This is a genomic window from Lysobacter silvisoli, from assembly GCF_003382365.1.
Classification (GTDB): domain Bacteria; phylum Pseudomonadota; class Gammaproteobacteria; order Xanthomonadales; family Xanthomonadaceae; genus Lysobacter; species Lysobacter silvisoli.
Genome location: NZ_QTSU01000001.1, coordinates 179,783 through 201,265 on the forward strand (window position 1 = coordinate 179,783; position 21,483 = coordinate 201,265).

General features: G+C 69.7%; 17 protein-coding genes. 7 read left to right on the forward strand and 10 right to left on the reverse strand.

Translation table 11 applies throughout. The features are described from left to right. Positions 1–106: 106 nt before the first annotated feature. Positions 107–1,054: a DMT family transporter gene (locus DX914_RS00865; RefSeq protein ID WP_115857201.1), complete on the reverse strand. Its 948-nt coding sequence runs from the start codon at positions 1,052–1,054 to the stop codon at positions 107–109. Between the two features lie 179 nt (positions 1,055–1,233). Here DX914_RS00865 and DX914_RS00870 point away from each other — a divergent pair, with 179 nt between their 5' ends. Together DX914_RS00870 and DX914_RS00875 are read left to right on the forward strand one after the other, a co-directional pair. Continuing rightward, the gene (locus DX914_RS00870; RefSeq protein ID WP_115857202.1) at positions 1,234–3,669 is read left to right on the forward strand and encodes a TonB-dependent receptor plug domain-containing protein; all 2,436 of its coding nucleotides are present in this window, start codon (positions 1,234–1,236) and stop codon (positions 3,667–3,669) included. Between the two features lie 44 nt (positions 3,670–3,713). Beyond that, complete coding sequence (locus DX914_RS00875; protein WP_115857203.1) at positions 3,714–4,067, forward strand: TfoX/Sxy family protein; 354 nt, start codon at positions 3,714–3,716, stop codon at positions 4,065–4,067. A 687-nt stretch (positions 4,068–4,754) separates the two neighbouring features. Here the strand turns inward: DX914_RS00875 and DX914_RS00880 are convergent. Further along, a complete protein-coding gene (locus DX914_RS00880) occupies positions 4,755–5,639 on the reverse strand; it encodes a LysR substrate-binding domain-containing protein (protein ID WP_115857204.1) in 885 nt (294 codons plus the stop codon). Positions 5,640–5,828: 189 nt separating this feature from the next. On the opposite strand from DX914_RS00880, the gene DX914_RS00885 reads away from it, so the two are divergent. Together DX914_RS00885 and DX914_RS00890 are read left to right on the forward strand one after the other, a co-directional pair. Beyond that, positions 5,829–6,725, forward strand: a complete 897-nt coding sequence (locus DX914_RS00885; RefSeq protein ID WP_115857205.1) for a DMT family transporter — start codon at positions 5,829–5,831, stop codon at positions 6,723–6,725. 11 nt (positions 6,726–6,736) lie between these two features. After that, positions 6,737–7,645 (forward strand): cyclase family protein, encoded by a 909-nt coding sequence (locus DX914_RS00890; protein ID WP_115857206.1) that lies wholly within the window; start codon positions 6,737–6,739, stop codon positions 7,643–7,645. Positions 7,646–7,732: 87 nt separating this feature from the next. On the opposite strand, the gene DX914_RS00895 is transcribed toward DX914_RS00890, so the two are convergent. Further along, the gene (locus DX914_RS00895) at positions 7,733–8,635 is read right to left on the reverse strand and encodes a LysR family transcriptional regulator (protein WP_196778795.1); all 903 of its coding nucleotides are present in this window, start codon (positions 8,633–8,635) and stop codon (positions 7,733–7,735) included. Between the two features lie 82 nt (positions 8,636–8,717). Between DX914_RS00895 and DX914_RS00900 the strand changes: the two genes are divergently transcribed. Further along, a complete protein-coding gene (locus DX914_RS00900; protein WP_115857207.1) occupies positions 8,718–9,356 on the forward strand; it encodes an NAD(P)-dependent oxidoreductase in 639 nt (212 codons plus the stop codon). A 1,710-nt stretch (positions 9,357–11,066) separates the two neighbouring features. Next, entirely contained in the window at positions 11,067–11,699 is a 633-nt protein-coding gene (locus DX914_RS20745) for a CatB-related O-acetyltransferase (RefSeq protein ID WP_115857208.1), read from the forward strand. 16 nt (positions 11,700–11,715) lie between these two features. Here DX914_RS20745 and DX914_RS00910 read toward each other — a convergent pair whose 3' ends face one another. The 6 genes from DX914_RS00910 to fdhD all read right to left on the reverse strand — a co-directional run bounded on the left by DX914_RS00910 (position 11,716) and on the right by fdhD (position 18,649). Continuing rightward, positions 11,716–13,011: an NTP/NDP exchange transporter gene (locus DX914_RS00910; RefSeq protein ID WP_115857209.1), complete on the reverse strand. Its 1,296-nt coding sequence runs from the start codon at positions 13,009–13,011 to the stop codon at positions 11,716–11,718. 7 nt (positions 13,012–13,018) lie between these two features. After that, the gene (locus DX914_RS00915) at positions 13,019–14,005 is read right to left on the reverse strand and encodes an aldo/keto reductase (RefSeq protein ID WP_115857210.1); all 987 of its coding nucleotides are present in this window, start codon (positions 14,003–14,005) and stop codon (positions 13,019–13,021) included. Positions 14,006–14,113: 108 nt separating this feature from the next. Beyond that, positions 14,114–15,010, reverse strand: coding sequence for a DUF72 domain-containing protein (locus tag DX914_RS00920; RefSeq protein WP_231118087.1), 897 nt, complete (start codon positions 15,008–15,010; stop codon positions 14,114–14,116). A 162-nt stretch (positions 15,011–15,172) separates the two neighbouring features. Then, a complete protein-coding gene (locus DX914_RS00925) occupies positions 15,173–15,427 on the reverse strand; it encodes a hypothetical protein (RefSeq protein ID WP_231118088.1) in 255 nt (84 codons plus the stop codon). Then, complete coding sequence (locus tag DX914_RS00930; RefSeq protein ID WP_115857212.1) at positions 15,411–17,762, reverse strand: FdhF/YdeP family oxidoreductase; 2,352 nt, start codon at positions 17,760–17,762, stop codon at positions 15,411–15,413. The genes DX914_RS00925 and DX914_RS00930 overlap by 17 nt, the downstream gene beginning before the upstream one ends. After that, on the reverse strand, positions 17,759–18,649 hold the full coding sequence (fdhD, locus tag DX914_RS00935; protein ID WP_115857213.1) for a formate dehydrogenase accessory sulfurtransferase FdhD: 891 nt from the start codon (positions 18,647–18,649) through the stop codon (positions 17,759–17,761). The genes DX914_RS00930 and fdhD overlap by 4 nt, the downstream gene beginning before the upstream one ends. Before the next feature lie 212 nt (positions 18,650–18,861). On the opposite strand from fdhD, the gene DX914_RS00940 reads away from it, so the two are divergent. After that, the gene (locus DX914_RS00940) at positions 18,862–19,212 is read left to right on the forward strand and encodes a GFA family protein (protein ID WP_115857214.1); all 351 of its coding nucleotides are present in this window, start codon (positions 18,862–18,864) and stop codon (positions 19,210–19,212) included. Between the two features lie 382 nt (positions 19,213–19,594). On the opposite strand, the gene DX914_RS00945 is transcribed toward DX914_RS00940, so the two are convergent. Continuing rightward, complete coding sequence (locus DX914_RS00945) at positions 19,595–21,415, reverse strand: DUF885 domain-containing protein (protein ID WP_115859076.1); 1,821 nt, start codon at positions 21,413–21,415, stop codon at positions 19,595–19,597. Between the last annotated feature and the right edge of the window lie 68 nt (positions 21,416–21,483).

Here is a 21,483-nt window from a genome sequence, read left to right on the forward strand (position 1 = left end):
GTAGGAGCGGCGTGAGCCGCGACTGCGCAGTTGGCCGAAGCATGGCGGTCGCGGCTCACGCCGCTGCTACCCCAAGGCAACGGCTTTGGTCGTACAGGAAGCGCGCCTACTCGGACAACTGCTTGGCTTCCGCCGTACCCAGCAGCTCCGGCTGCGAAACCGCGCGCGGCCGGCTGATCAGCGGATGCACGAACACCGCCGACAGGATGATCGCCACGCCCACGTAGAACAGCGCGCTCAGCTCACGCTGCTCGCCGAGCAAGGCGATCGCCAGCACGATCGCGTACACCGGCTCCAGGTTGATCGCCAACTGCGCCGCGAACGCGGTCATGTGCCGCAACGCCACCAGCGACAGCGCGAACGGCAGCAGGGTGCAGGCCAGCGACAGGGTCACCAGCAGGGCCGCGTCGTGCGCGTCGGGCAGGATCAGCAGCGGCCCGGCGAAGGCGGGGAAGATCAGCGGCATCAGCGGCGCGAGCAGGGTCAGCGCCAGGGTGCCGGCGCCCAGCTCCAGCGCGGTCACGGTCAACGGATCGCCGTGTTCGACCAGGCGCTTGTTGAGCGAGGAGAACAGCGCCACCAGCAGCGCCGAGACCGCGCCCACCACGATCCCCAAGCGCATGCCGGCGGGCACGCCGCCCACCACCAGGGCCACGCCCGGCAGCACCGCGATGCCCAGCGCCAGTTCGCGCTTGGAGAAGCGGCGCCGCGCCAGCTTGGGTTCGATCAGGGCGGTGAACACCGTGGCCAGCGCGATGCAGGTCGCGGCCACCGAGGCGTTGGCCAGCTTGATCGCGCCGTAGAAGGTCAGCCAGTGCAGCGCCACCAGCACGCCGATGCCGGCGTAGGACCAGCGCAGCCGCGCCGGCATCGCGCGCAAGCCGCGCCAGACCTTGGGCAGCAGCGCCAGCGCCGCGACCACGATCAGCATGCGCCACCACACCAGCGGCAGCGCGGGCAGGGTGATCAGCTTGCCCAGGATCGCGGTGCAGCCCCACAGCAGCACGCAGAAGTGGATCTGGAACTGGGCCTTGGCGGTGGGACTCATCGGCATCGGCAGGTGGGGGTCGGTAACGGATCGGGATTATCGCGGGCCTGGGCGGCGGCCGGCCGGGGCATGGCCCGGACCCGGCCGCCCGTCGCAAATCTTTAGCAAAATTTTCACATTCGGCGTCCATACGGCCAGGAATCCCCTTAGGCTAGGCCACCAAGTCCATACCTGGGGAGAGGGGAATGAGGCAGCACCGCACGCGTTTGTTCCGCGCCGTCCGTGGCGCGTTGTGGCTGGCCGGCGGGCTCGCCGTGGCCGTGCCGGCTCTGGCCCAGGAGGCGCAGGCTCCGCAGGAGCAGCCGGCTCCCGAGCAGTCGTCCAGCCAAGCCACCACCTTGGAAACCGTGTCCGTGCTGGGTTCGCGCCGCAGCCAACGCTCGTCCGATACCGCTTCGATCTCGCCGGTGGACGTGCTGCCGATGGCGCAGGCCACCGAAGAGGGCGCCCAGTTCGACCTGGCGCAGTCGCTGCAGTACGCCGCGCCTTCGTTCAACTCCACCCGCCAGACCGGCGCCGACGGCGCCGACCTGATCGACTCGGCCGCGTTGCGCGGACTGGGTTCGGACCAGACCCTGGTCCTGGTCAACGGCAAGCGCCACCACACCACCGCCCTGGTCAACCTGTTCGGCGCGCGCAACCGCGGCAACACCGGCACCGACCTCAACACCATCCCGCTGATGGCGATCGACAGCGTCGAGATCCTGCGCGACGGTGCCGCCGCGCAGTACGGCTCCGACGCCATCGCCGGCGTGATGAACATCGGCCTGAAGAAGCGCAAGGGCTGCGAGGCGGTGGCCGGCTGGGGCCAGTATTCGCGCGGCGACGGCGAGAATTGGCTGGCGTCGGGCTATTGCGGCGTGGGCCTGGGCAGCGACGGCGTGCTCGGCATCACCCTGGAGTACCAGGACCGCGGCCGTTCCGACCGCTCCGAGCCCAAGGGCAGCCCGCGCATCATCGGCGACTCCAAGATCCGCAACCAGACCCTGTTCCTCAACGGCGAGAAGCCGCTGACCGAGAACGCCACGCTGTACTTCGTCGCCGGCCTGCAGAACCGCGATGCGTCCTCGGCCGCGTTCGCGCGCGAAGGCATCGGCTCGGAGGACATTCCCTCGCGCAACTCCGCGGCCATGTACCCCGACGGCTTCGTGCCCTTCATCGACGGCGATCTGGAAGACCGTTTCGGCACCCTGGGCGTGCGCTGGAGCATGGGCGAGTGGCAGGCCGATCTGTCGGCCACCCACGGCCACAACGAGCTGCGCTACGACATCAACCACACGCTCAACGCGTCGATCGCCAACCTGGACCTGCTCAACGGCGGTCGCGGCGTCAGCGCGTCCAGCTTCGATGCCGGCGGCTTCTCGTTCCGCCAGAACACCTACAACTTCGACGTCAGCCGCTACTTCGACGGCGTGTTCAACGGCTTCAACCTGGCCTTCGGCGCCGAGCGCCGCGACGAGCGCTACACCATCTACGCCGGCGAGCCGGGCTCCTACATCGACGCCGACGGCGTGGGCACCGGCGGCAATGCCGGCAGCCAGGGCTTCCCGGGCTTCCAGCCCGGCGACGCCGGCAGCCACGAGCGCGACAGCTGGGCCGCCTACCTGGACCTGGAGGCGGATTTCACCGACCGCCTGACCGCCGGCTTCGCCCTGCGTTACGAGGACTACAGCGACTTCGGCGACACCCTCACCGGCAAGCTCGCCGCCGGCTTCCGCGCCACCGACACGCTGATGCTGCGCGCCTCGGCCAGCACCGGCTTCCGCGCGCCGTCGCTGCAGCAGAAGTATTTCTCGTCCACCATCACCGACTTCATCAACGGCGAGCCGGTGGACGTGGTGATCGCGCCCAACGGCGGCACCATCGCCGACGCCGCCGGCCTGCCGTTGCTGCAGGACGAGACCTCGAAGAACTACACCCTGGGCCTGACCTGGTCGCCGACGGCGAACACCTCGTTCACCCTGGACGCCTACCGCATCAACATCGACGACCGCATCGTGCTCAGCGGCCGCTTCGACACCAGCGACCCCAGCATCGGCCCGATCCTGCAGGCGCTGGGCGTGGGCCAGGCGCAGTTCTTCGTCAACTCGGTGGACACCAAGACCGAAGGCCTGGACCTGACCTTCAACCACGAGGCCGACTGGGCCGGCGGCAAGCTGGGCACCTTCGTCGCCGTGAACCTCAACCGCACCAAGGTCACCGGCATCCACGCGCCGCCGGCCCTGGTCGGGCGCGAGGACGTGCTGCTGTCCGAGCGCGAGCGCTTGTTCATCGAGCAGGGCGCGCCGCGTTCCAAGGCCATCGTCGGCTTCGACTACAGCCGCGGTGCCTGGGAAGGCGACCTGAAGGTGATCTACTTCGGCCCGCAGACCCTGGGCACCTTCTCCGGCACCGCCGCCGGCGTGCCCAACGCGCGCTACGAGGCCAAGACCTCGGCCGATCTCAGCGTGACCTACGCCTTCAGCGAGAACACCAAGCTCACCGTCGGCGGCGCCAACATCTTCGACGTCAAGCCGACCCGGCAGGACCCGAACGAGACCGACAACGGCCACGTATTCGACAGCGTGCAGTTCGGCCTGAACGGCGCGGCCTACTTCGTGCGCGTCTGGCACCGCTTCTGAGCGAAGGTGCCCGCCTCCGGCCTGGCGCCGGAGGCGGTACGCGGATGAGCGACTACCTGGACTACCTGCGCGAACTGATGACCGGCTTCGGCACGGTCACGGTGCGGCGCATGTTCGGCGGCCACGGCCTGTACCGCGACGGCGTGTTCTTCGCCGTGGTCGACGACGACACGCTCTACCTCAAGACCGACGAACTCAACCGCGCGCGCTTCGAAGCCGCGGGTTGCGTACCCTTCGCCTTTCCCAAGCAGGGTGAGCTCGTCGTAACCAGCTACTGGTCGGTACCGGAGTCGGCCCTGGATTCGGCCGACGACTTACGGCCCTGGCTGGATTTGGCGTACGCAGCCGCGTTGCGCAAGGCCAAGGCGCCGGCGAAGCGGGGGAAGCGCGGGAGCTGATCGCGAGGCCGGGCTTTGGTATCGGCGCGATTTGTCATTTCGCGTGCCCTCACCCCAACCCGCACCCCGGCCCGACCGCATAGCGGTCGGGCGTTCGGTACAGCGCGAGCCAGTGGCTCGCAAGCGCTGCCCCTCACCCCGCAAGCGGGAGAGGGGCTAAAAGCGGCGGCGTCGGATTTGTCCCCTCTCCCGTTTACGGGAGAGGGCTAGGGTGAGGGGATGAGCGCAGCGAATGCTCTTGATCCTCGCTCGGGCACCGAACTCGCCATGCCCAATAGAAGACCCGTAGAGCCTGCCCCCGCGAAGGCGGGGGGCGGCGCACAGGAGGTGCGCCGTTTTTCGCTGGCACAGGATGTGCCATCGAAAAATCCCCGCGCCAACTCCGCTCTCGCACGGGAGCTCTGGTGTAGCGTTTTGGTTACTTTCTTTTGACGCTTATCAAAAGAAAGTAACCCGGCCGCTTGCGGACGGAAGCTTTTGCTGTTGCTTGAAGGCAAAAGCAAATCCCCCTCAATCCCCCTTTGTCAAAGGGGGAAGACAAGCAAAGGCGGAAGCAGGCGGCGAAGGTTGCGACGTGGGTGAGGATTCGCGGTCGCAGCTTGCGCAGCTCCTACAGGGGCAATCGCAGCATTCGTCGTAGTGGCAGATTCGCGGTCGCGGCTTACGCCGCTGCTACCCCAAGGCGGATCAGTCTTTCTCTACGGACAGCAGCCAATCCAGGAACAACTGAGCCGAGGCGCGCAGGCGGCGGTGCGCGGGGTAGACGATGTAATAGCCCCAGCGCGCCTTCACCGATGGGCCCGGCAGCCGGCACAGCTGCCCCGATTGCAGATAGGGCACCGCCACCTGCTCGCGCGCCAGCGCCGCGCCCAGCCCGTGCACCGCCGCGTTGAGCGCGTCGGTGGTGTCGCTGAAGGTGTAGCGTTCGTCCAGCTTGACCCCGTGCACCTCCGCCGCGCGGAACCAATCGTGCCAACCCTGGCGCGCGTGGTCCGAGATCAACGGCAGCCGCGCGATGTCGGCAGCCTCGCGCATGGTGTCCATCCCGGCCATGCGCGGCGAGGCCACCGGGAACAAGTAATCGTCCATCAGATGGTGCGCGGTCAGGCCCGGCCAATGGCCGGGGCCGTGGCGGATGCCCAGGTCCGGTCCGCCGTCGTCGAAGCGGGTCAGCGCGATCTCGGTGTCCACGCTCAGGCGCAGCTGCGGGTGCAGCGCGACGAAGGCGGGCAGGCGCGGCATCAGCCAGGTGTAGGCCAGCGAGTGCAGGGTGGTGATGCGGACCCGGTCGTGCTCGATGCGCGCCGCGCGCAGGCTGCGCAGCACGCCTTCCATGTCGGCCATGGCCGAGCCGGCGGCGTCGGCCAGCTGCCGGCCCTCGGCGGTCAGCGACACGCCGCGTGCATGGCGCTGGAACAGGCTGACTTCCAGCCGCGCCTCCAGCTTGCGCACGTGGTGGCTGACCGCGCTGGCGGTCAGGTGCAGCTCTTCGGCGGCGTGGGCGAAATTCTGGTGGCGGGCGGCGGCTTCGAACGCCGCCAGCGCCGGCAGCCAGTCGGAACGCAGGGCCATGGCGAGCCTCGGATGAGTCGCAAACAAGGTTTGTGGCTGACCGCGAAAGTATGCGCTTGTGGGCCCTGAAGATGCGAGGAAAATAGGCCCAGGCAGAAATCTGGCTGTTGCCGACGACCGGCTCGGGCCGTGGCCCGCGCCGCAGCGATCCGCCCCCCTCACCGCACCCGCACCCCACGCGAGTCCCTCATGTCCTCCATCGATCCCTCCGTGCCCTTGTCGACGCCCGCCGCCCGCGCCTGGCTCAACCCGCTGGAACTGTGCGTGCTCGGCGCGATCTGGGGCGCCTCGTTCCTGTTCATGCGCGTGGCCGCCAACGACTTCGGCCCGATGCCGCTGGTGGAAGTGCGGCTGGGCCTGGGCGCCCTGGTGCTGCTGCCGTTCCTGTGGCGCGCGCGCGCGCAGTTCCCGGCCAGGCTGTGGCCGAAGATCGCGCTGATCGGCGCGATCAACTCGGCGGTGCCCTTCATGCTGTTCGCCTGGGCCGCGCAGCGCGCGCCGGCCGGCATCGGCGCGATCGCCAACGCCATGACCGTGCTGTTCACCGCCCTGGTCGGCTTCCTGTTCTTCGGCGAGAAGATCGGCGCGCGCCGCAGCATGGCGCTGCTGGTCGGTTTCGCCGGCGTGGTGGTGCTGGCCAGCGGCAAGACCGCCGGCGCCAGCGTGAGCTGGGCGGTGGCGGCCGGCGCGGGCGCGGCCTTCCTCTACGGCATCGGCATCAACCTGGTGCGCCGCCACCTGACCGGCCTGCCTCCGGCGGCGGTGGCCTCGGCCACGCTGGGCGCGGCGGCGTTGCTGACCCTGCCGTTCGCGTTGGCGCAGTGGCCCAGCGAGCCGATCCCGGCCAAGTCCTGGTTCTCGGCGGCTATGCTCGGTGTGCTCTGCACCGGCGCGGCCTTCGTCATGTACTACCGCCTGATCGCGCGCATCGGCGCCAACCGCGCCTCCACCGTGACCTACCTGATCCCGGTGTTCGGCGTGGCCTGGGCCTGGTTGCTGCTGGACGAGCCGCTGACCGTGACCATGGGCATCGCCGGCGCGATGATCCTGGGCAGCGTGGCGCTGAGCCAGCGCGCGGGCCGCTGAGGAGCACGCACATGGCCGACAGCAACCCCGCACAGCAGCACCGCGTGCGCTTCGACTTCGATTTCGAATTCACCAACGGCGGCGGCATACAGGGCCAGGACTTCCGCCTGGACATCGACGGCGACGACATCGACGACGCGGCGCTGGTGGACTACATCGTGCGCGACCTGCGCCTGCTCATGGTCGGCCGCGCGCGCATCCTCAACAAGGCCATCATCGTCGAAGCGCACAAGCGCAAGGCCGATGCCGACGAGCCGGGCCGGCGGATCTACGTGGATCTCAGCCACACCATCGAGGACGGCCTGGTCACCTACCCGGGGTTGCCGGCGGCGCGCATCTGCGACTACCTCAGCCGCGAGGACTCGCGCGCGCTGTACGCGCCGGGCACCGAATTCCAGATCGCGCGCATCGACATGGTCGCCAACACCGGCACCTACCTGGACTGTCCGTTCCATCGCTACCACGACGGCGCCGACCTGGCCCAGCTCAAACCCGAGGACTGCGCCGACCTGGACGGCATCGTGGTGCGCGCCGATCACCGTCAGGTCCAGGCCATCGACGCGTCCTGGTTCCGCGACAAGGAACTGCGTGGGCGCGCGGTGCTGGTGCACACCGGCTGGGACGCGCACTGGGCCAGCCCGGACTATGCCACCGGCCATCCGTTCCTGACCGAGGACGCGGCGCTGTACCTGCGCGACTGCGGCGTGCGCCTGGTCGGCATCGACTCGATGAACATCGACGACACCCGCGGCAAGGCGCGGCCGGTGCACAGCGCGCTGCTGGGCGCGGGCATCCTGATCGTCGAGCACCTGCGCAATCTGTCGGCGCTGCCCGACGAGGGCTTCGCCTTCAGCGCGGTGCCGCCCAAGCTGCGCGGCGTAGGCACCTTCCCGGTCCGCGCGATGGCCAAGCTGCGCTAAACGCCGCTACCCGCCCCCCCTTGAAAGCCCAATCCAATTCCCCCTTTGAAAAAAAAGGGGGCTAGGGGGATTTGCTGTTGCTCCCCCTCAATCCCGCAAATACTCCTGCAACGCCGCAATCGCCAACCGTACCTTGGCCGGCTGCGAATCGCGTTGCGCGGTCACCGCGTACACCCCGAGCGGCGCCATCGCCCATTCCGGCAGCACCGTCAGAGCACGGCCTTCTGCCAGTAGCGGCGCGGCATCGGGTTCGGGCAGGCGGACGATGCCCAGGCCCTGCAGCATCATCTGCTTCAGCGCCTCGGCGCTGTTGCCGACGATGCGACCGCCCACACGCACGCGCCGCGCGGGTTCGCCGGCGCGGTGCAGCTCCACGTACTCGGGGCGGTTCATCACGCTCAGGATCAGCATGGGGTGCTGACCCAGCTCCTCGGGCGTGCGCGGCAGCCCGTGCGCCTGCGCGTAGGCGGGCGCGGCCAGCAGCAGGTGGCGCCATTCGGCCAGGCGGCGCGCGATCAGGTTGGAGTCCGGCAGCGAACCCACGCGCACCGCCAGGTCGATGCGCTCGCCGATCAGGTCGATCTGGCGGTCCTCGGCGAACAGGCGCAGCGACAGCGCCGGGTGCGCGCGCAGCAGCGGCGCCAGCGCAGCAGCCAGGTGGCTGGCGAAACCCACCGGCACCGCGATGCGCAACTCGCCGCGCGGCTCGTCGCGCAGGTCGCCCAGCCGCCGTTCGGCCGCGCGCGCCGCGTGCAGCATGGCCGCGCAGTCCTCGTAGTAGGCCTGGCCGGCCTCGGTGGTGGTGAGCTTGCGGGTGGAGCGGTGCAGCAGGGCCACCCCGGTCTCGGCCTCCAGCCGGCGCAGCTGCTGGCTGACCGCCGAGGGGGTCATGTCCAGCTCGCGCGCGGCCGAGCTCATCGAGCCCAGCTCGACCACGCGGGCGTACAGAGCCATACGCTTGAGGCGGTCTATTGTGTAGTCCAGCTTCATGGTCCTGGCCTGGATACGGGTCTTATCGCCGGATATTGCAGTGCCGATACTAGCTGCATTCCCCAGCAACGGAGCAAACCCCATGCATATCGCCCTGATCGGCGCCAGCGGCTACATCGGCTCGGCGCTGCGCGAAGAAGCCCTGTCGCGCGGCCACCGCGTCACCGCCCTGGTCGGCAACCCGGACAAGCTGGCGCCCGCCGCCGGCCTGACCGTGGCCGCCGCCGACGCCCTCGACGCCCAGCGCCTGAGCGCGCAACTGGCCGGCCACGACGCCGTGATCAGCGCTTTCAGCGGCCATGCCCAGGACGACGTGCGCGGTTACTACAACCGCGGCATCGCCGCCATAGTCGAAGCCACCAAGCTGGCCGGCGTACCGCGCCTGCTGATGGTCGGCGGCGCCGGGAGCCTGGAAGTGGCGCCGGGCGTGCAGCTGGTGGACACGCCCGAATTCCCCGAGCAATACAAGGCCACCGCGCTGGGCGCGCGCGACACCCTGGAACGCCTGCGCGGCGAGACCGCGCTGGACTGGACCCTGTTGAGCCCGGCCGCGCTGATCTCCCCCGGCGAACGCAGCGGCCGCTTCCGCCTGGGCGGCGACCAGTTGCTGGTGGACGAGCAGGGCCGCAGCGCGATTTCGGTGCAGGACTATGCGGTGGCGATGATCGACGAACTGGAGCATCCGGCGCATACGCGGCGGCGGTTCACCGTGGCGTACTGAGCCGCCGCGACGCGGGCGCCACGCCTGCCCGCGTCGCCTGGTACCGGCATCGGCTAGGCTGTGGCCATCGCACAGTCGGGCCGGTGCCGGGCACCGGTGGGGGAGCATGAGGATTCGGATCGTCGCCGCGGCGCTGGCCGCCGGCTTCCTCTGCGGGCCGTCGACGGCCGCCGCGGCGGATTTGGATTGCGACCGTCTGGGCGCCCAAGCCACCGAGGCCGAGCGTTGGCGCCGCCCCTTGCTGCAACGTAGCTATGAACGCCGCCGTGCCGCGGGCCTGGCGTTGGCCGAATGCGCCTACCGCACGCAGGCCGATCGCGCCTTGAGCGCGGCCATCGACGACCGCCGCTTCGCCCGGCTCACGCCGGAGCAGCGGCGCCTGACCTTGTCGACGGCGGCGATGAACGCCTGGCGGCTGGAACAGCTCGAGCGCGCCCGCGACCGGTACATGCGCGCCTTGGCCGCCGATCCGCACGATCCGGACGACTGGTACCGCCTGTCCATCCTGGAGCGCGTGCGCGGTCAGAACGACGTGTCCGCCGAGGTCCTGCTGCACCTGATCGAAACCTGGCCGGAGCTGCTGGACCGGCTCGACGATCAGCACGTGTTCGGTCTGATTCACGGGTTGGCGCCGGAGTCGCGCAGGCGTCTGGACCTGCTGCAGGCCTTGTTCGACGCCAACTGGAACCGCGCCGGCAAAGGCGCCGACCCGGCCTGGTACGAGTTGGCGCTGATGCGCATCGTGCGCGGCGAACCCGAGGCGGCGCGCGCGGCGATCCGCCGCATCGATACGCCGGGCGAGCTGATCAAGTTGCGCGCCGACCGCCGCTTCGACGGCCTGGTGGACCGCGATGCGGCCGCGTTCGACGTAGGCCAGGCCGCGCAGCGCCAGATCGACCGCTACCGCGTGCTGGCGCAGTCCCAGCCGGATTCGCTGGAACTGCGTATGGAGCTGAGCTATGCGCTACTCAGCGCCGGCCGCGAGCAGGAAGCCTTGGCCTATTCCAATCAAGTGCTGGCGGCCATTGCCGAAGCGCCTGCCGACGCTCCGGCATTTGCCGACCTGGGCGACGAAGTGTGGTTGATGAACAATCGTGCCATCGCCCTGCGCCGCCTGGGCCAGACCGACGAAGCCCTGCTGGAGCTGCAGCGTGCCAGCCGCTATCGCGAAAGCGGCAGCATCAATGTCAGCCAGGCCCTGAACCTGGGCGGCTACTACGCCGCGCTGGGGCGCGCCGACGAAGCGCTGGCCGCAGCGGCGCGCGCCGGCGACGACATCAGCGGCTACGGCCGCATGGTGCAGGCCCAGGTGCAGCTGCGCGGCGCCGTGCTCAAAGGCGACCGGGCCGGCGCACAGCGCGCGCTGGACTACCTGCGCGAACATCGCGCCGATGCGCATACGCTGTGGTTGGAAGCGTTGCTGCAAGCCGCGCGCGTGGATGAGGCGCAAACCGCGTTGCTGGAGCTGCTGGCCTCGCCCACCGAACGCAGCGACGCGCTGGCCTGGCTGCAACGCTACCGCGAAGCGCCCGTGCTGCCCGGCGACCGCGAATGGCTGGCGCGCAAGGCCGAGCTGTTATCGCGTGCAGGCGGCGGTGGCGCAGGTCGGCCGCATCGAGCCTTATCCGATCTACGCGGCCAACGAGCTGTAGCGTCGCGGCGCTGGCGCGCTGGCATACTGCGGGGCCGTCCGCCGCACCGGAGCCCCGCATGCACGGCCCCGATCCCAGCGACCCGCACCCCATGCGCGGCTTCCCGCAGATCTGCTACATCCGCAACACCATCGATAATCCGCAGATCCAGGTCGGCGAGTACACCTACTACGACGATCCCGAGGATTCGGAAGGTTTCGAGCGCAACGTGCTCTACCTGTTCCCGTTCATCGGCGACAAGCTGGTGATAGGCCGCTATTGCGCGATCGCGCGCGGCGCGACCTTCGTGATGAACGGCGCCAACCATCGCATGTCGGGTTTTTCCACCTATCCGTTCAACATCTTCGGCAACGGCTGGGAGCGCATCACGCCGCTGCCGGAGGAACTGCCTTACAAGGGCGACACGGTGGTCGGCAACGACGTATGGATCGGCTACCAGGCCATGCTGATGCCGGGCGTGCGCGTGGGCGACGGCGCCATCGTGGCCGCGCGCTCGGTGGTGGCCTCGGACGTGCCGCCGTACGCGGTCGTGGCAGGCAATCCGGCGCGGGTGCTGCGCATGCGCTACGACGAGGAGCAGGTGCGGCGGCTGCAGCGGATCGCGTGGTGGGATTGGGACGCCGACAAGGTCAGCCGTCATCTGGAACTGATCGTCGGCGGCGACCTGGACGCGCTGGAAGCCGCGCGCTGATCAGCCCGCTTCCGGATCAGCCCGCCTCGGCGGGCGGCGCGGCGGCCTGGCGCGTTTGCGCGCGCGCCAGGCTGGCGCCGGTGTAGGCCCAGGTCAGCGCGATCGCCACGCCGATCAGCATCGCCAGCGCCGGGTGCTGGGCCAGTGCGTCCAGGCCTGCCTTGACCCAGCCGCTGACCGCGTCGGCGCCGCGGTAGACCACCGAATCGATGAAGTTCTTGGCCTTGTACTTGGCCTGCGCCGGCACCGAGGTGAACAGCATCTCGCGCCCCGGCCGCACCAGTGCGTATTCGCCGGCGCGGCGCACCACCATGACCACGGCCAGCACCGCGAACACCGGCGACAGCGCCAGCCACAGGAAGCCGCCGGCGATCACCAGCGGCACCGCCACCAGCAACACGCCCACGCCCAGGCGCTGGGCGATGCGCCCGGTGAAGAACAGCTGGGTCAGCAGGGCCAGGCTTTGCACGATCACGTCGATGGTGCCGAACACCTGGGTCTGGGTGGTGCGGTCGGGGAAGTGCGCTTCCACCAGCCGTGCCTGCTCGAAATACAGGAAGGTGGTGACGCTGGCCAGCAGCAGCACGAAGGCGGCGATGCCGAGCAGGTAGGGCGAGCGCAGCACGTCGGAGAAGCCGGCGAAGGGGCTGCCGCCCAGCGGCCGCGCGCGTGCCGGCGCGCTGGCCTGCACCGGCGTGGGGTGCGCATCGCGCCAGCGCTGCAGCCACTGCGCCGCGGCGATGGCCGACAGCAGCAGCGCCGCCGACAGCCACAGCAGGCCGGCATGGCCGATGCGGCCGACCAGGGCCACACCCAGCAGCGGCCCGACCAGGCCGCCGACGCTGGCGCCGGAGGCCATCAGGGCGAAGGTGCGCTTGGCCTGCGCGGTGGGGAACAGATCGGCCAGCACGCTCCAGCCCACCGAGATCGCGATCAGGTTGAACACCGAGAGCCAGATGTAGAAGCCGCGCGCGAACCACAGATTGTCGGGCAGCCAGTGGAAGCCCAGGGCGAAGCCGGCCAGGTTGAGAGCGAAGAAGCCATAAGTCCACGGCAGCACGCGCCGCCGCGGCACGCGCGCGGCCAACCAACCGAACAGCGGCATCGCCGCCAGGGTGGCGACGAAGGTGCCGGTGAACAGCCATTGCAGGTTGTCCACGCCGCCGGCCACGCCCATGGTCTCGCGCACCGGGCGCAGCATGAAGTAGCCGGCGAACAGCAGGAAGAACATCAGCACGCCGGCCAGCGCCGGCGCGGCCTCGCTTGGCTCCACGCCGAACAGGCGCGCCAGTCCGCGCTGGGCCAGGCTCATGCGCGACTCAACCGACGGCCGCGATCAGCGCATCGCGCTGGCGCCGGTCGAGCAGGGCGCCGACGCCGGCCTTGAGGTTGTCGGTCTGGTTCTTGGGCTTGGAGGTGGCGGGAATCACCACGGTCACCGCCGGCTCGCTGAGCACGAACTTCAGGAACAGTTGCGCCCACGAATCGGCACCGACTTCGGCCGCCCACTCGGGCACCGGCTTGTCGCGCACCTGCGCGAACAGACGCCCGTCCTCAAAGGCGCGATTGATCATCACCGCGATGCCCAGTTCGCGCGCGAGCGGGAAGATCTCGCGCTCGGCGCCGCGCGAGACCGGCGAATAGTTGATCTGGACGAAGTCGGGCTTGAGCGCGCGCATGTCCTGGGCCAACTGCGCCTGCGAGTCCTCGCGGTAATGGGTGAGGCCGACGTAACGCACCTTGCCCTGCTGCTTGAGTTCGCGCGCCAGCGCCAGCTGGGTCTGGGTGTCGCGCAGGTTATGCACCTGCAGCAGGTCGATGCGCTCGCTCTTCAGCCGCTGCTGCGACTGCGCGAACTGGGCCAGGCCTTCCTCGCGGCCGCTCACGCCGGACAGCTTGGTGGCCAGGAACAGCTTGGGCCGCAGCTGAGCCTCGGCGACCAGATCGCCGAGCACGTCCTCGGCGCTGGAATAGGTGGGTGCGGTGTCGATCACCGTGGCGCCGGCATCGACGAAGCGGCGCAGCACTTCGCGCAGCGGATCGCGCGCCTGCGCGCCGTCGCCGACCTCGAAGCTGCCCGAGGTACCCATGCCGATGACTGGAATCTGTTCGCCGCTGCTGGGAATGGCGCGGCGCAGCAGGGTGCCCCGGAACGGTGGCTCGTCCACCCGGGCGCCGGCGGGTTTGACGGCGCCGGCCGCGCCTTGCGGCGGCGGGGCCTCGCGGCTGCAGGCGCTCAGCGGCGCCAGTGCCAGCGCGGTGCCGGCAAGACCGGCGGTGGCGAGAAAATCCCGACGACTGACCATGGCGCGACCTCGCGTGGCGGAAGGCGTGGATCGTCGCAGCCTCCCGCGCGCCGGCCACGGCCGACAGTGCCGTTAGCCATGCCCGATGCGACCGGCGTCGCGCTGGGGTCAGCGCGCGCCCAGGCGCTGCAACAGCGCCATCGCCGCGGCCGGGTTGCGCGCCTTGGCGGCGCTGATGAAGTACAGGTAGACCTCGCGCCGCAGCTTCGCCGCTTCGCCGGCCGTGCCCGCATGCGGCAGCTCGGCCGGGTCGCCGCCTTGCGCCCACTGCTGCGCGCGCTGCGTCCATTGGTCGAGTTCGTCGTCTGAGTAGCCGGTGGCGACGTCGGCGCGCGAGCGCATCAGGCGCGCGTAGACGAAATCGCCGGTGAGATCGGCCAGCGACGGGTATTCGCCCGAATCGGTGAACACCGTGACGATGCCGCGCTCGCGCGCCAGGCGCACGTAGGCCGGATCGCGGAAACTGTCGTGGCGCACTTCCAGCACGTGCTTCAGCGGCCGGCCCTCGAGCGCACGCGGCAGGGCATCGAGGAAGGCCGCCACGTCGTCGGCATCGAATACGCGGCTGGGCGCGAGTTGCCACAGGATCGGGCCCAGGCGCGTGCCGAATTCGGCCAGGCCGCCGTCGATGAAGGCCTGCGCGGCCTTGCCGCTGCGCGCCAGCGCGCCGGACTGGGTGATGCGACCGGGCGCCTTGAGCGAGAACACGAACGACTCCGGCGTTTCCGCCGCCCACTTGGCGTAGGTGGCCGGCTTCTGCGCGCTGTAGAAGGTGCCGTTGATCTCGATGCTGCTGAGCTGGCGGCTGGCGTATTCCAGCTCGCGCCGCTGCACCAGGCCGGCCGGATAGAAATTGTCGCGCCAGGGCGCGTAGGTCCAGCCGCCGATGCCGACACGGATGCCCTGCACCGGCGGAACGCCGCGCTCACGCTCGTCGTGGGCGGCGGGGGCGGAGAACAGGTCGCCGGCGGGTGCGTTCTTCTTCATGCGCGGGGGCTCGTCCATGCGTGGCCAGCGGGGGATTGTAGGTGCGTCATGAGCGCGGTGGCGCGTCGCGGCGACGCCCTGCGCCGACGGGCGGGCGATTCGGCAAGGCCAAGGCCAGAGCATAGCCATGCAAGGTGAAGCGTTCGTGGATGCGGACCGCGCGTGCGGCTCCGGCCGCGATCAAGCTCCGCAGTCGGGCCGCTGCAGTCGCTCGCGCCCGCGCTCGGTCAGCACGGCGACCTGGCTCTCGCCTCGCGTCTCCACGCGCACCCAGCCCGGGCCGGCCTGGCCGCCGATCGCGGCCTCGCCGATCCAGGCCAGTTCGCGCAGCAGCACGCTCATGCGCACGCGCAGGCGCTTGCACAGGCGCGGCAGCGACACGCCCTCGGGCGCGTCGGCCAGCGCCGCCAGCAGCGGCTCAGTCAATTCGGACAAGGCCGATGTCCCGCGCCGATCGCAGGCCCTGCGCCGGCTGCGGCTGATGCGCGTACACGATCACCGGGATCGACTTGGAGGTGGGCGTGCGCGCCTCGTCGGCGAAGCTCGACAGCGGCACCAGCGCGTTGGTCTCGGGGTAGTAGGCGGCCAGGCAGCCGCGCGGGATGTTGTACTCCACCAGCAGGAAGCGCCGGGCGATGCGTTGCACGCCGTCCTCGCACAGGCTTTCCAGGTCGACCCAGTCGCCGGCCTGCAGCCCCAGTTCGGCGATGTCGTCGCGGTGGATGAACAACACCCGGCGTTCGCCGAACACGCCGCGGTAGCGGTCGTTGGTGCCGTAGATGGTGGTGTTGTACTGGTCGTGCGAACGCGTGGTGGCCAGGGTGAACACCGGCTGCTCGCGGCCGGCGCGGGCGCGGTGCACCGGCAGGTCGGTGGGTACCGCATGGGCCTTGAACAGCGCCTTGCCTTCGGGATTGGTCCAGCGCCGTTGCGCGGCGGAGTTGGTCAGATGGAAGCCGCCGGGCACGCGCACGCGCCGGTTGAAGTCGTGGAAGTCGTCGAACACCGCGGCGATGCGGTCGCGAATGCGGTCGTAGTCGCCGATCAGCCACAGCCACGGCACTTTGCTGCGTTCGCCCAAGGTCGCCGCGGCCAGGCGGGCGACGATCGCCGGTTCCGACAGCAGCTCCGGCGAGGCCGGCGCGTTGATGCCCGCCGACAGGTGCACCATGCTCATCGAGTCCTCGACCGTGACCGCCTGCGCGCCGGCTTCCTGGATGTCGATCTCGGTGCGGCCCAGGCAGGGCAGGATGTAGGCGTCGCGGCCGTGGACCAGGTGGCTGCGGTTGAGCTTGGTGGTCACGTGCACGGTCAGGTCGCAACCCCGCAGAGCGCGGTGGGTCGCTTCGGTATCCGGCGTGGCCGTGGCGAAGTTGCCGCCCAGGCCGAAGAAGGTCGTGCAGCGGCCGTCGAGCATGGCTTCGATCGCGCCGACGGTGTCGTGGCCGTGCTCGCGCGGCGGCTCGAAGCCGAACACGTCGCGCAGCCGGTCCAGGAACTCCGGCGCGGGCTTTTCGTAGATGCCCATGGTGCGGTCGCCCTGCACGTTGCTGTGGCCGCGCACCGGGCAGGGGCCGGCGCCGGGGCGGCCGATATTGCCGCGCAACAGCAGCAGGTTGCAGAGCATCTGGATGGTCGCGACCGAATGCTTGTGCTGGGTGATGCCCATGCCCCAGCAGCAGATCACGCTCTTGGCCTGCAGGTAGATATCGCCGGCACGCTCGAGCTGGGCGCGGGTCAGGCCGGATTCGGTTTCGATGGTGTCCCAGGATTCGCCGGCGACTTCCGCGGCGAAGGCCTCGAAGCCCTGGGTGTGTTCGGCGATGAAGTCCAGGTCGATGACCCGTTCGCGGCCGTCGCGCTGGGCCTGGGCGTCGACCTCCAGGGTGCGCTTGATCATGCCCTTGACCGCGGCCAGGTCGCCGCCGATGCGCAGTTGGAAGTAGTCCGACGAGATCCGGGTCGAGCCGTCGTGCAGCATCTCCAGCGCGTCCTGCGGGTCGGCGAAGCGCTCCAGCCCGCGTTCGCGCAGCGGGTTGAACGACACGATCGCAGCGCCGCGCTTGGCCGCCTTGCGCAGCTCGCCGAGCATGCGCGGGTGGTTGGTGCCCGGATTCTGGCCGAAGATCAGGATCGCCTCGGCGATCTCGAAATCGTGCAGCTGCACCGTGCCCTTGCCGATGCCGAGCTGGGCCTTCATCGCCGTGCCCGAGGGCTCGTGGCACATGTTCGAGCAGTCGGGGAAGTTGTTGGTGCCGTATTCGCGCACGAACAGCTGATACAGGAACGCGGCCTCGTTGCTGCAGCGCCCGGAGGTGTAGAACAGCGCGCGGTCGGGCGAGTCCAGCGCGTTGAGGTGCGCGGCGATGCGGGCGAAGGCCTCGTCCCAGGCGATGGGCAGATAGCGGTCGCTGGCCGCGTCCCAGCGCATGGGGTGGGTCAGTCGGCCCAGATTCTCCAGCCATTGGTCGCTGTAGCCGGCCAGCTCCGCCACGGTGTATTGGCCCAGCAGTTCCGGGGTGGCGCGGTGGCGGGTGGCTTCGGCGGCCACGGCCTTGGCGCCGTTCTCGCAGAACTCGAAGGTGGAGGTGTGGTCGCGGTCGGGCCAGGCGCAGCCGGGGCAGTCGAAACCGTCGGGCTGGTTGGCCGACAGCAAGGTGCGCGCGCCGTGCACCGGCACGTCCTGTTCCAGCAGATGCTTGGCCACACTGCGCAGCGCGCCCCAGCCGCCGGCCGGTCCGTTATAGGGGCGGATGACTTTCTTGCTCATGGCTTGCGTTCCGTGGCCTTCGCGCGCGGACGCGCCGGCGTTGCGTGTGGCGCGTCGCCGTCGAGCAGGCGCTGCGCATGGGTGTAGACCGCGTGGCCGTCGTCGCGGGCGAAGCCGATCAGGGTCAGCCGGGCCGACTGCGCCAGCGCGATCGCCAGCGCGGTGGGCGCGGAGATCGCGGCCAGCAACGGTATGCCGGCTTGGGCGGCCTTCATCGCCATTTCGTAGCTGGCGCGGCTGGTGACCACGGCGAAGCCTTGCAGCGGATCGTGGCCGGCCTGGGTCAGCGCGCCGATCAGCTTGTCCAAGGCGTTGTGGCGGCCGACGTCTTCGCGTACCAGCACGACCCCGCCGTCCCGGCCGGCCCAGGCGGCGGCGTGGGTGGCGCCAGTCAGGGCATTGAGCGGCTGGCGGTCTTGCAGTTCGCGCAGCGCGCGTTGCAGCGCCGCTGCGCGGATCGGCGCGCTGTCGCCGACCCGCGGCGGCGGGCGCAGCACCGCTTCGATGCTTTCGCTGCCGCAGATGCCGCAGCCGCTGCGGCCCTGCAGGTTGCGGCGGCGCTGCTCCAGCGCGGCGGCGCGCGCTTCGGGAATGCGCAGCGCCAGGCTCACGCCTTCCAGCGAGGTCTCGATCGCGTCGATGCGCAACTCGTCGGCGCGGGCGACGATGCCCTCGCTGAGCGAGAAGCCCAGGGCGAAATCGCCCAGGTCCTCGGGCGTGGCCATCATCACCGCGAACGGCGTGCCGTTGTAGGCCAGCGCCACCGGCACCTCGGCCGCGATCGTGTCCAGGCTCTCGCTGACCTGCGCGCCGCGGCGGCGGCGCACGCGGCGTTGCACGGCGCCGGCGGCTGGGGGCGATTCGGGTCGGGGCGGGGCTGGATTCATCGTGGCTCGATGGGCCGGGCGCATCGGCTCGCGTAGCGGCTCGGCTTGCCGGCCAGGATATACGAAACCCCTTGGCGCTTCCGCGCCCGGGCCGGCGCGCGCTGGCCGGCGAACGCTCTGCCGTAACGTTGCGACCGACACGCGCAGGCAACGCCGTCGCCGCGCTAAGCTCCGCGTTCGCCGATCAGGGCGTGCCCACCCATGAGGCTGAAATGACGACGCACACCGGCAGCTGCCATTGCGGCAAGGTCGCTTACCAGGTCGAAGGAGAGATCGACCAGGTCCTGGATTGCAATTGTTCGATGTGCCACCGCCGCGGGGGCCTGCTCTGGTTCGTGCCGCGTTCGGCGCTGCAGGTGACCAGCGGCGAGGCCGAGATGGGCACCTATCGCTTCAACACGGGCAAGATCGCTCACCACTTCTGCCCCGATTGCGGGATCTCGCCCTTCAGCGAGGGCACCGGGCCGGACGGGGCGGCGATGGGGTGCATCAATGTGCGCTGCCTCGAAGGCGTGGATCTGAAGTCGCTGACGATCGTGCCTTGGAATGGGCGGGATCATTGAGGAGCAAAAGCAAATCCCCCTGGCCCCCCTTTTTCAAACGGGGGAAGCGAAGCGCCGGCATTGCTCGGGGTAACCCCAACGATCTCGCCTGCGGTTCCCCTTTGAAAAAGGGGGGCTAGGGAGGATTTAAGGGCAGTCGGCATCCGGCGAACCCCCGCTGCCATGGCGCTTCCCCCAACCGTCATTCCCGCGAAGGCGGGAATCCAGCGACCTGGTGCGTGGTGGCGGGTTGCGATGCTTCGCAGAAAAAGGACCGGCGCTTGTGGCGCCGGTCTTGGGCTAGCTAGCGATGTCCCGTAGCTTCGCGCTGAAGCTACTGGATCCCCGCTTTCGCGGGATGACGATCCGGCAAAGCCGTGCGCACAGCGCACGGGCCGGATCGTCACTTAATCGGCTCATCCAACATCATCTGCCGCACGAACCGCACCGGCGGGGCGCCGTAGGACAGGACCTGGTCGTGATAGGCCTTGGCGTTGAACTGCGCGCCGAGCTTGGCCTCCACCGCCTTGCGCATGTCGAAGTGCTCCTGCGCGCCGACGAAGTAGGTCGGCAGCTGCGCCGAGGTCAGCTGCGCGCGCACCCACTTGCCTTCAGCCTCGCTGGCCTGCTGGAAGGCCTGCTGGGTCATCAGCGCCATCGCCTGTTCCTTGCTCCAGTTGTCGACCTGCACGCCCTGGTCGAGGATCGCGTTGGCGATGGTGCGCAGGTAGAACTTCAGCTGGACCAGGCGGAACAGCGGGTCGTTGTCCAGGTAGCCGGCGTCGGCCATCACGTCTTCGGTGTAGACCGCCCAGCCTTCGGCGAACAGGCCCGAACGCAGCACCGCGCGCAGGGTCGACTTGGCCTTGGCCGAATGCGCGCCTTCCAGATAGTGGCCCGGCATCGCCTCGTGGATCGACAGCAGGTGGATCATGCGGTTGTTGTATTCACGCAGGAACGAGTCGACCTGCTTGTCGCTCCAGTCCTCCGGAATCGGCGAGATCGCGTAGTAGGTGTCCAGGCCGCGGTCCAGCGGGCCCGGCGAGTCGCAGTAGGCCACCGCCACGCCGCGCTGGAATTCCGGCATCAGGATGATCTTGACCGGATCGCTGGGCACGGTGACCAGATCCTTGGCGCGGGTGAACTCGGTGGCCTGGGCCAGGGTCTGCTTGGCGAACTCCACCACCTGCTCGCGCTTGGGCTTCTCGGCGTAGGCCAGCTCCAGCGCGGCCTCGATCGCCTTCTGCTGCTGCGCCGCGTCGGGCTTGTCCGGCAGCGCCGGCGCCTTGGGTTTGTCCTTGAGCACCTGCTGGGCGATGGCGTACATCTCGCCGCGCACGCGCGCCAGTTCGGATTCGGCGCGCTGCTTGATCTCGGCACGCGACAGCGACGAGTTCAGCGAGTACTGCAGCTTTTCGTCGTACAGGGTCTGGCCGATGCGGAAATTGCCCTTGGCATTGGGGACCAGGGTGCCGTCCAGCCACTTCTGCTGCTCGGCCACGGCCGCGCGCAGGCCGGCCACCGCCGCGTCCAGGCGCTTGCGGTCCTCGCCCTTGAGCTGGCCGGCGTTGGGGGTGATGAAGGTGTCGACCAGGCTGAGCACGCCGGCGTTCTGCTTGGCCACGGTCTCGGCGTGGATCTTGGGCACGCGGTTGGGGTCGAGGTTGGCGCGCGCCTGGGCGAAGATCTGCGGGATCTTCTCCATGCGCGCGGTCGCCGACTTCAGCCGCTGCGGCATCGGCGCGAATTCGCGCGCCATCAGGTTGTAGATCGCGCCGCCGGCCAGGCCGCTGTAGGCCTGCGGATCCCAGGCCCAGCTCTGCAGTGTCTCGATGCCCCACACGTCCGAGCGCAGCTGGTTGCGCAGGATCGCCGCGTCGATCTGGTTCTCGCGCGAGAGCTTGCTCAGGTCCAGCGTGTCCAGCTCGGTCAGCAGTTTGCGCGCGAAGTCGACCTGGGCCTTGCGGCCGGCCTCGCTGAGATCGTCGACCTCGCTGTCGTAGCGGTGCTCGCCGATCTGGGTGGCCGAAACCGGGTTGAGCTTGAGCCAGCCATCCAGCCACTGCTTGGACAATTCGGCGAAGCGCGCGTCCACCGCGGCGTCCGAAGCCGGTGCCGCCGCAGCGGCGGCCGCGGCCGGCGCCTGCGGCGCATCGGTCGCCTTGGGCTGGCAGGCGGCCAGGGTGACGGTCAGCAGGGCCAGGGCTAGCGGCGACTTACGCAGGCGCATACGGGGTCTCTAAAGAGCGGCCGGCGGCCGCGATCCGCCCAGGATATCGCGGCGGTATGGCC

Bases quoted from the DNA above. Each gene is read 5' to 3' on its own strand.
- DX914_RS00865 (WP_115857201.1), bottom strand. From the start codon at position 1,054: ATGCCGATGAGTCCCACCGCCAAGGCCCAGTTCCAGATCCACTTCTGC.
- DX914_RS00870 (WP_115857202.1), top strand. From the start codon at position 1,234: ATGAGGCAGCACCGCACGCGTTTGTTCCGCGCCGTCCGTGGCGCGTTG.
- DX914_RS00875 (WP_115857203.1), top strand. From the start codon at position 3,714: ATGAGCGACTACCTGGACTACCTGCGCGAACTGATGACCGGCTTCGGC.
- DX914_RS00880 (WP_115857204.1), bottom strand. From the start codon at position 5,639: ATGGCCCTGCGTTCCGACTGGCTGCCGGCGCTGGCGGCGTTCGAAGCC.
- DX914_RS00885 (WP_115857205.1), top strand. From the start codon at position 5,829: ATGTCCTCCATCGATCCCTCCGTGCCCTTGTCGACGCCCGCCGCCCGC.
- DX914_RS00890 (WP_115857206.1), top strand. From the start codon at position 6,737: ATGGCCGACAGCAACCCCGCACAGCAGCACCGCGTGCGCTTCGACTTC.
- DX914_RS00895 (WP_196778795.1), bottom strand. From the start codon at position 8,635: ATGAAGCTGGACTACACAATAGACCGCCTCAAGCGTATGGCTCTGTAC.
- DX914_RS00900 (WP_115857207.1), top strand. From the start codon at position 8,718: ATGCATATCGCCCTGATCGGCGCCAGCGGCTACATCGGCTCGGCGCTG.
- DX914_RS20745 (WP_115857208.1), top strand. From the start codon at position 11,067: ATGCACGGCCCCGATCCCAGCGACCCGCACCCCATGCGCGGCTTCCCG.
- DX914_RS00910 (WP_115857209.1), bottom strand. From the start codon at position 13,011: ATGAGCCTGGCCCAGCGCGGACTGGCGCGCCTGTTCGGCGTGGAGCCA.
- DX914_RS00915 (WP_115857210.1), bottom strand. From the start codon at position 14,005: ATGGTCAGTCGTCGGGATTTTCTCGCCACCGCCGGTCTTGCCGGCACC.
- DX914_RS00920 (WP_231118087.1), bottom strand. From the start codon at position 15,010: ATGGACGAGCCCCCGCGCATGAAGAAGAACGCACCCGCCGGCGACCTG.
- DX914_RS00930 (WP_115857212.1), bottom strand. From the start codon at position 17,762: ATGAGCAAGAAAGTCATCCGCCCCTATAACGGACCGGCCGGCGGCTGG.
- fdhD (WP_115857213.1), bottom strand. From the start codon at position 18,649: ATGAATCCAGCCCCGCCCCGACCCGAATCGCCCCCAGCCGCCGGCGCC.
- DX914_RS00940 (WP_115857214.1), top strand. From the start codon at position 18,862: ATGACGACGCACACCGGCAGCTGCCATTGCGGCAAGGTCGCTTACCAG.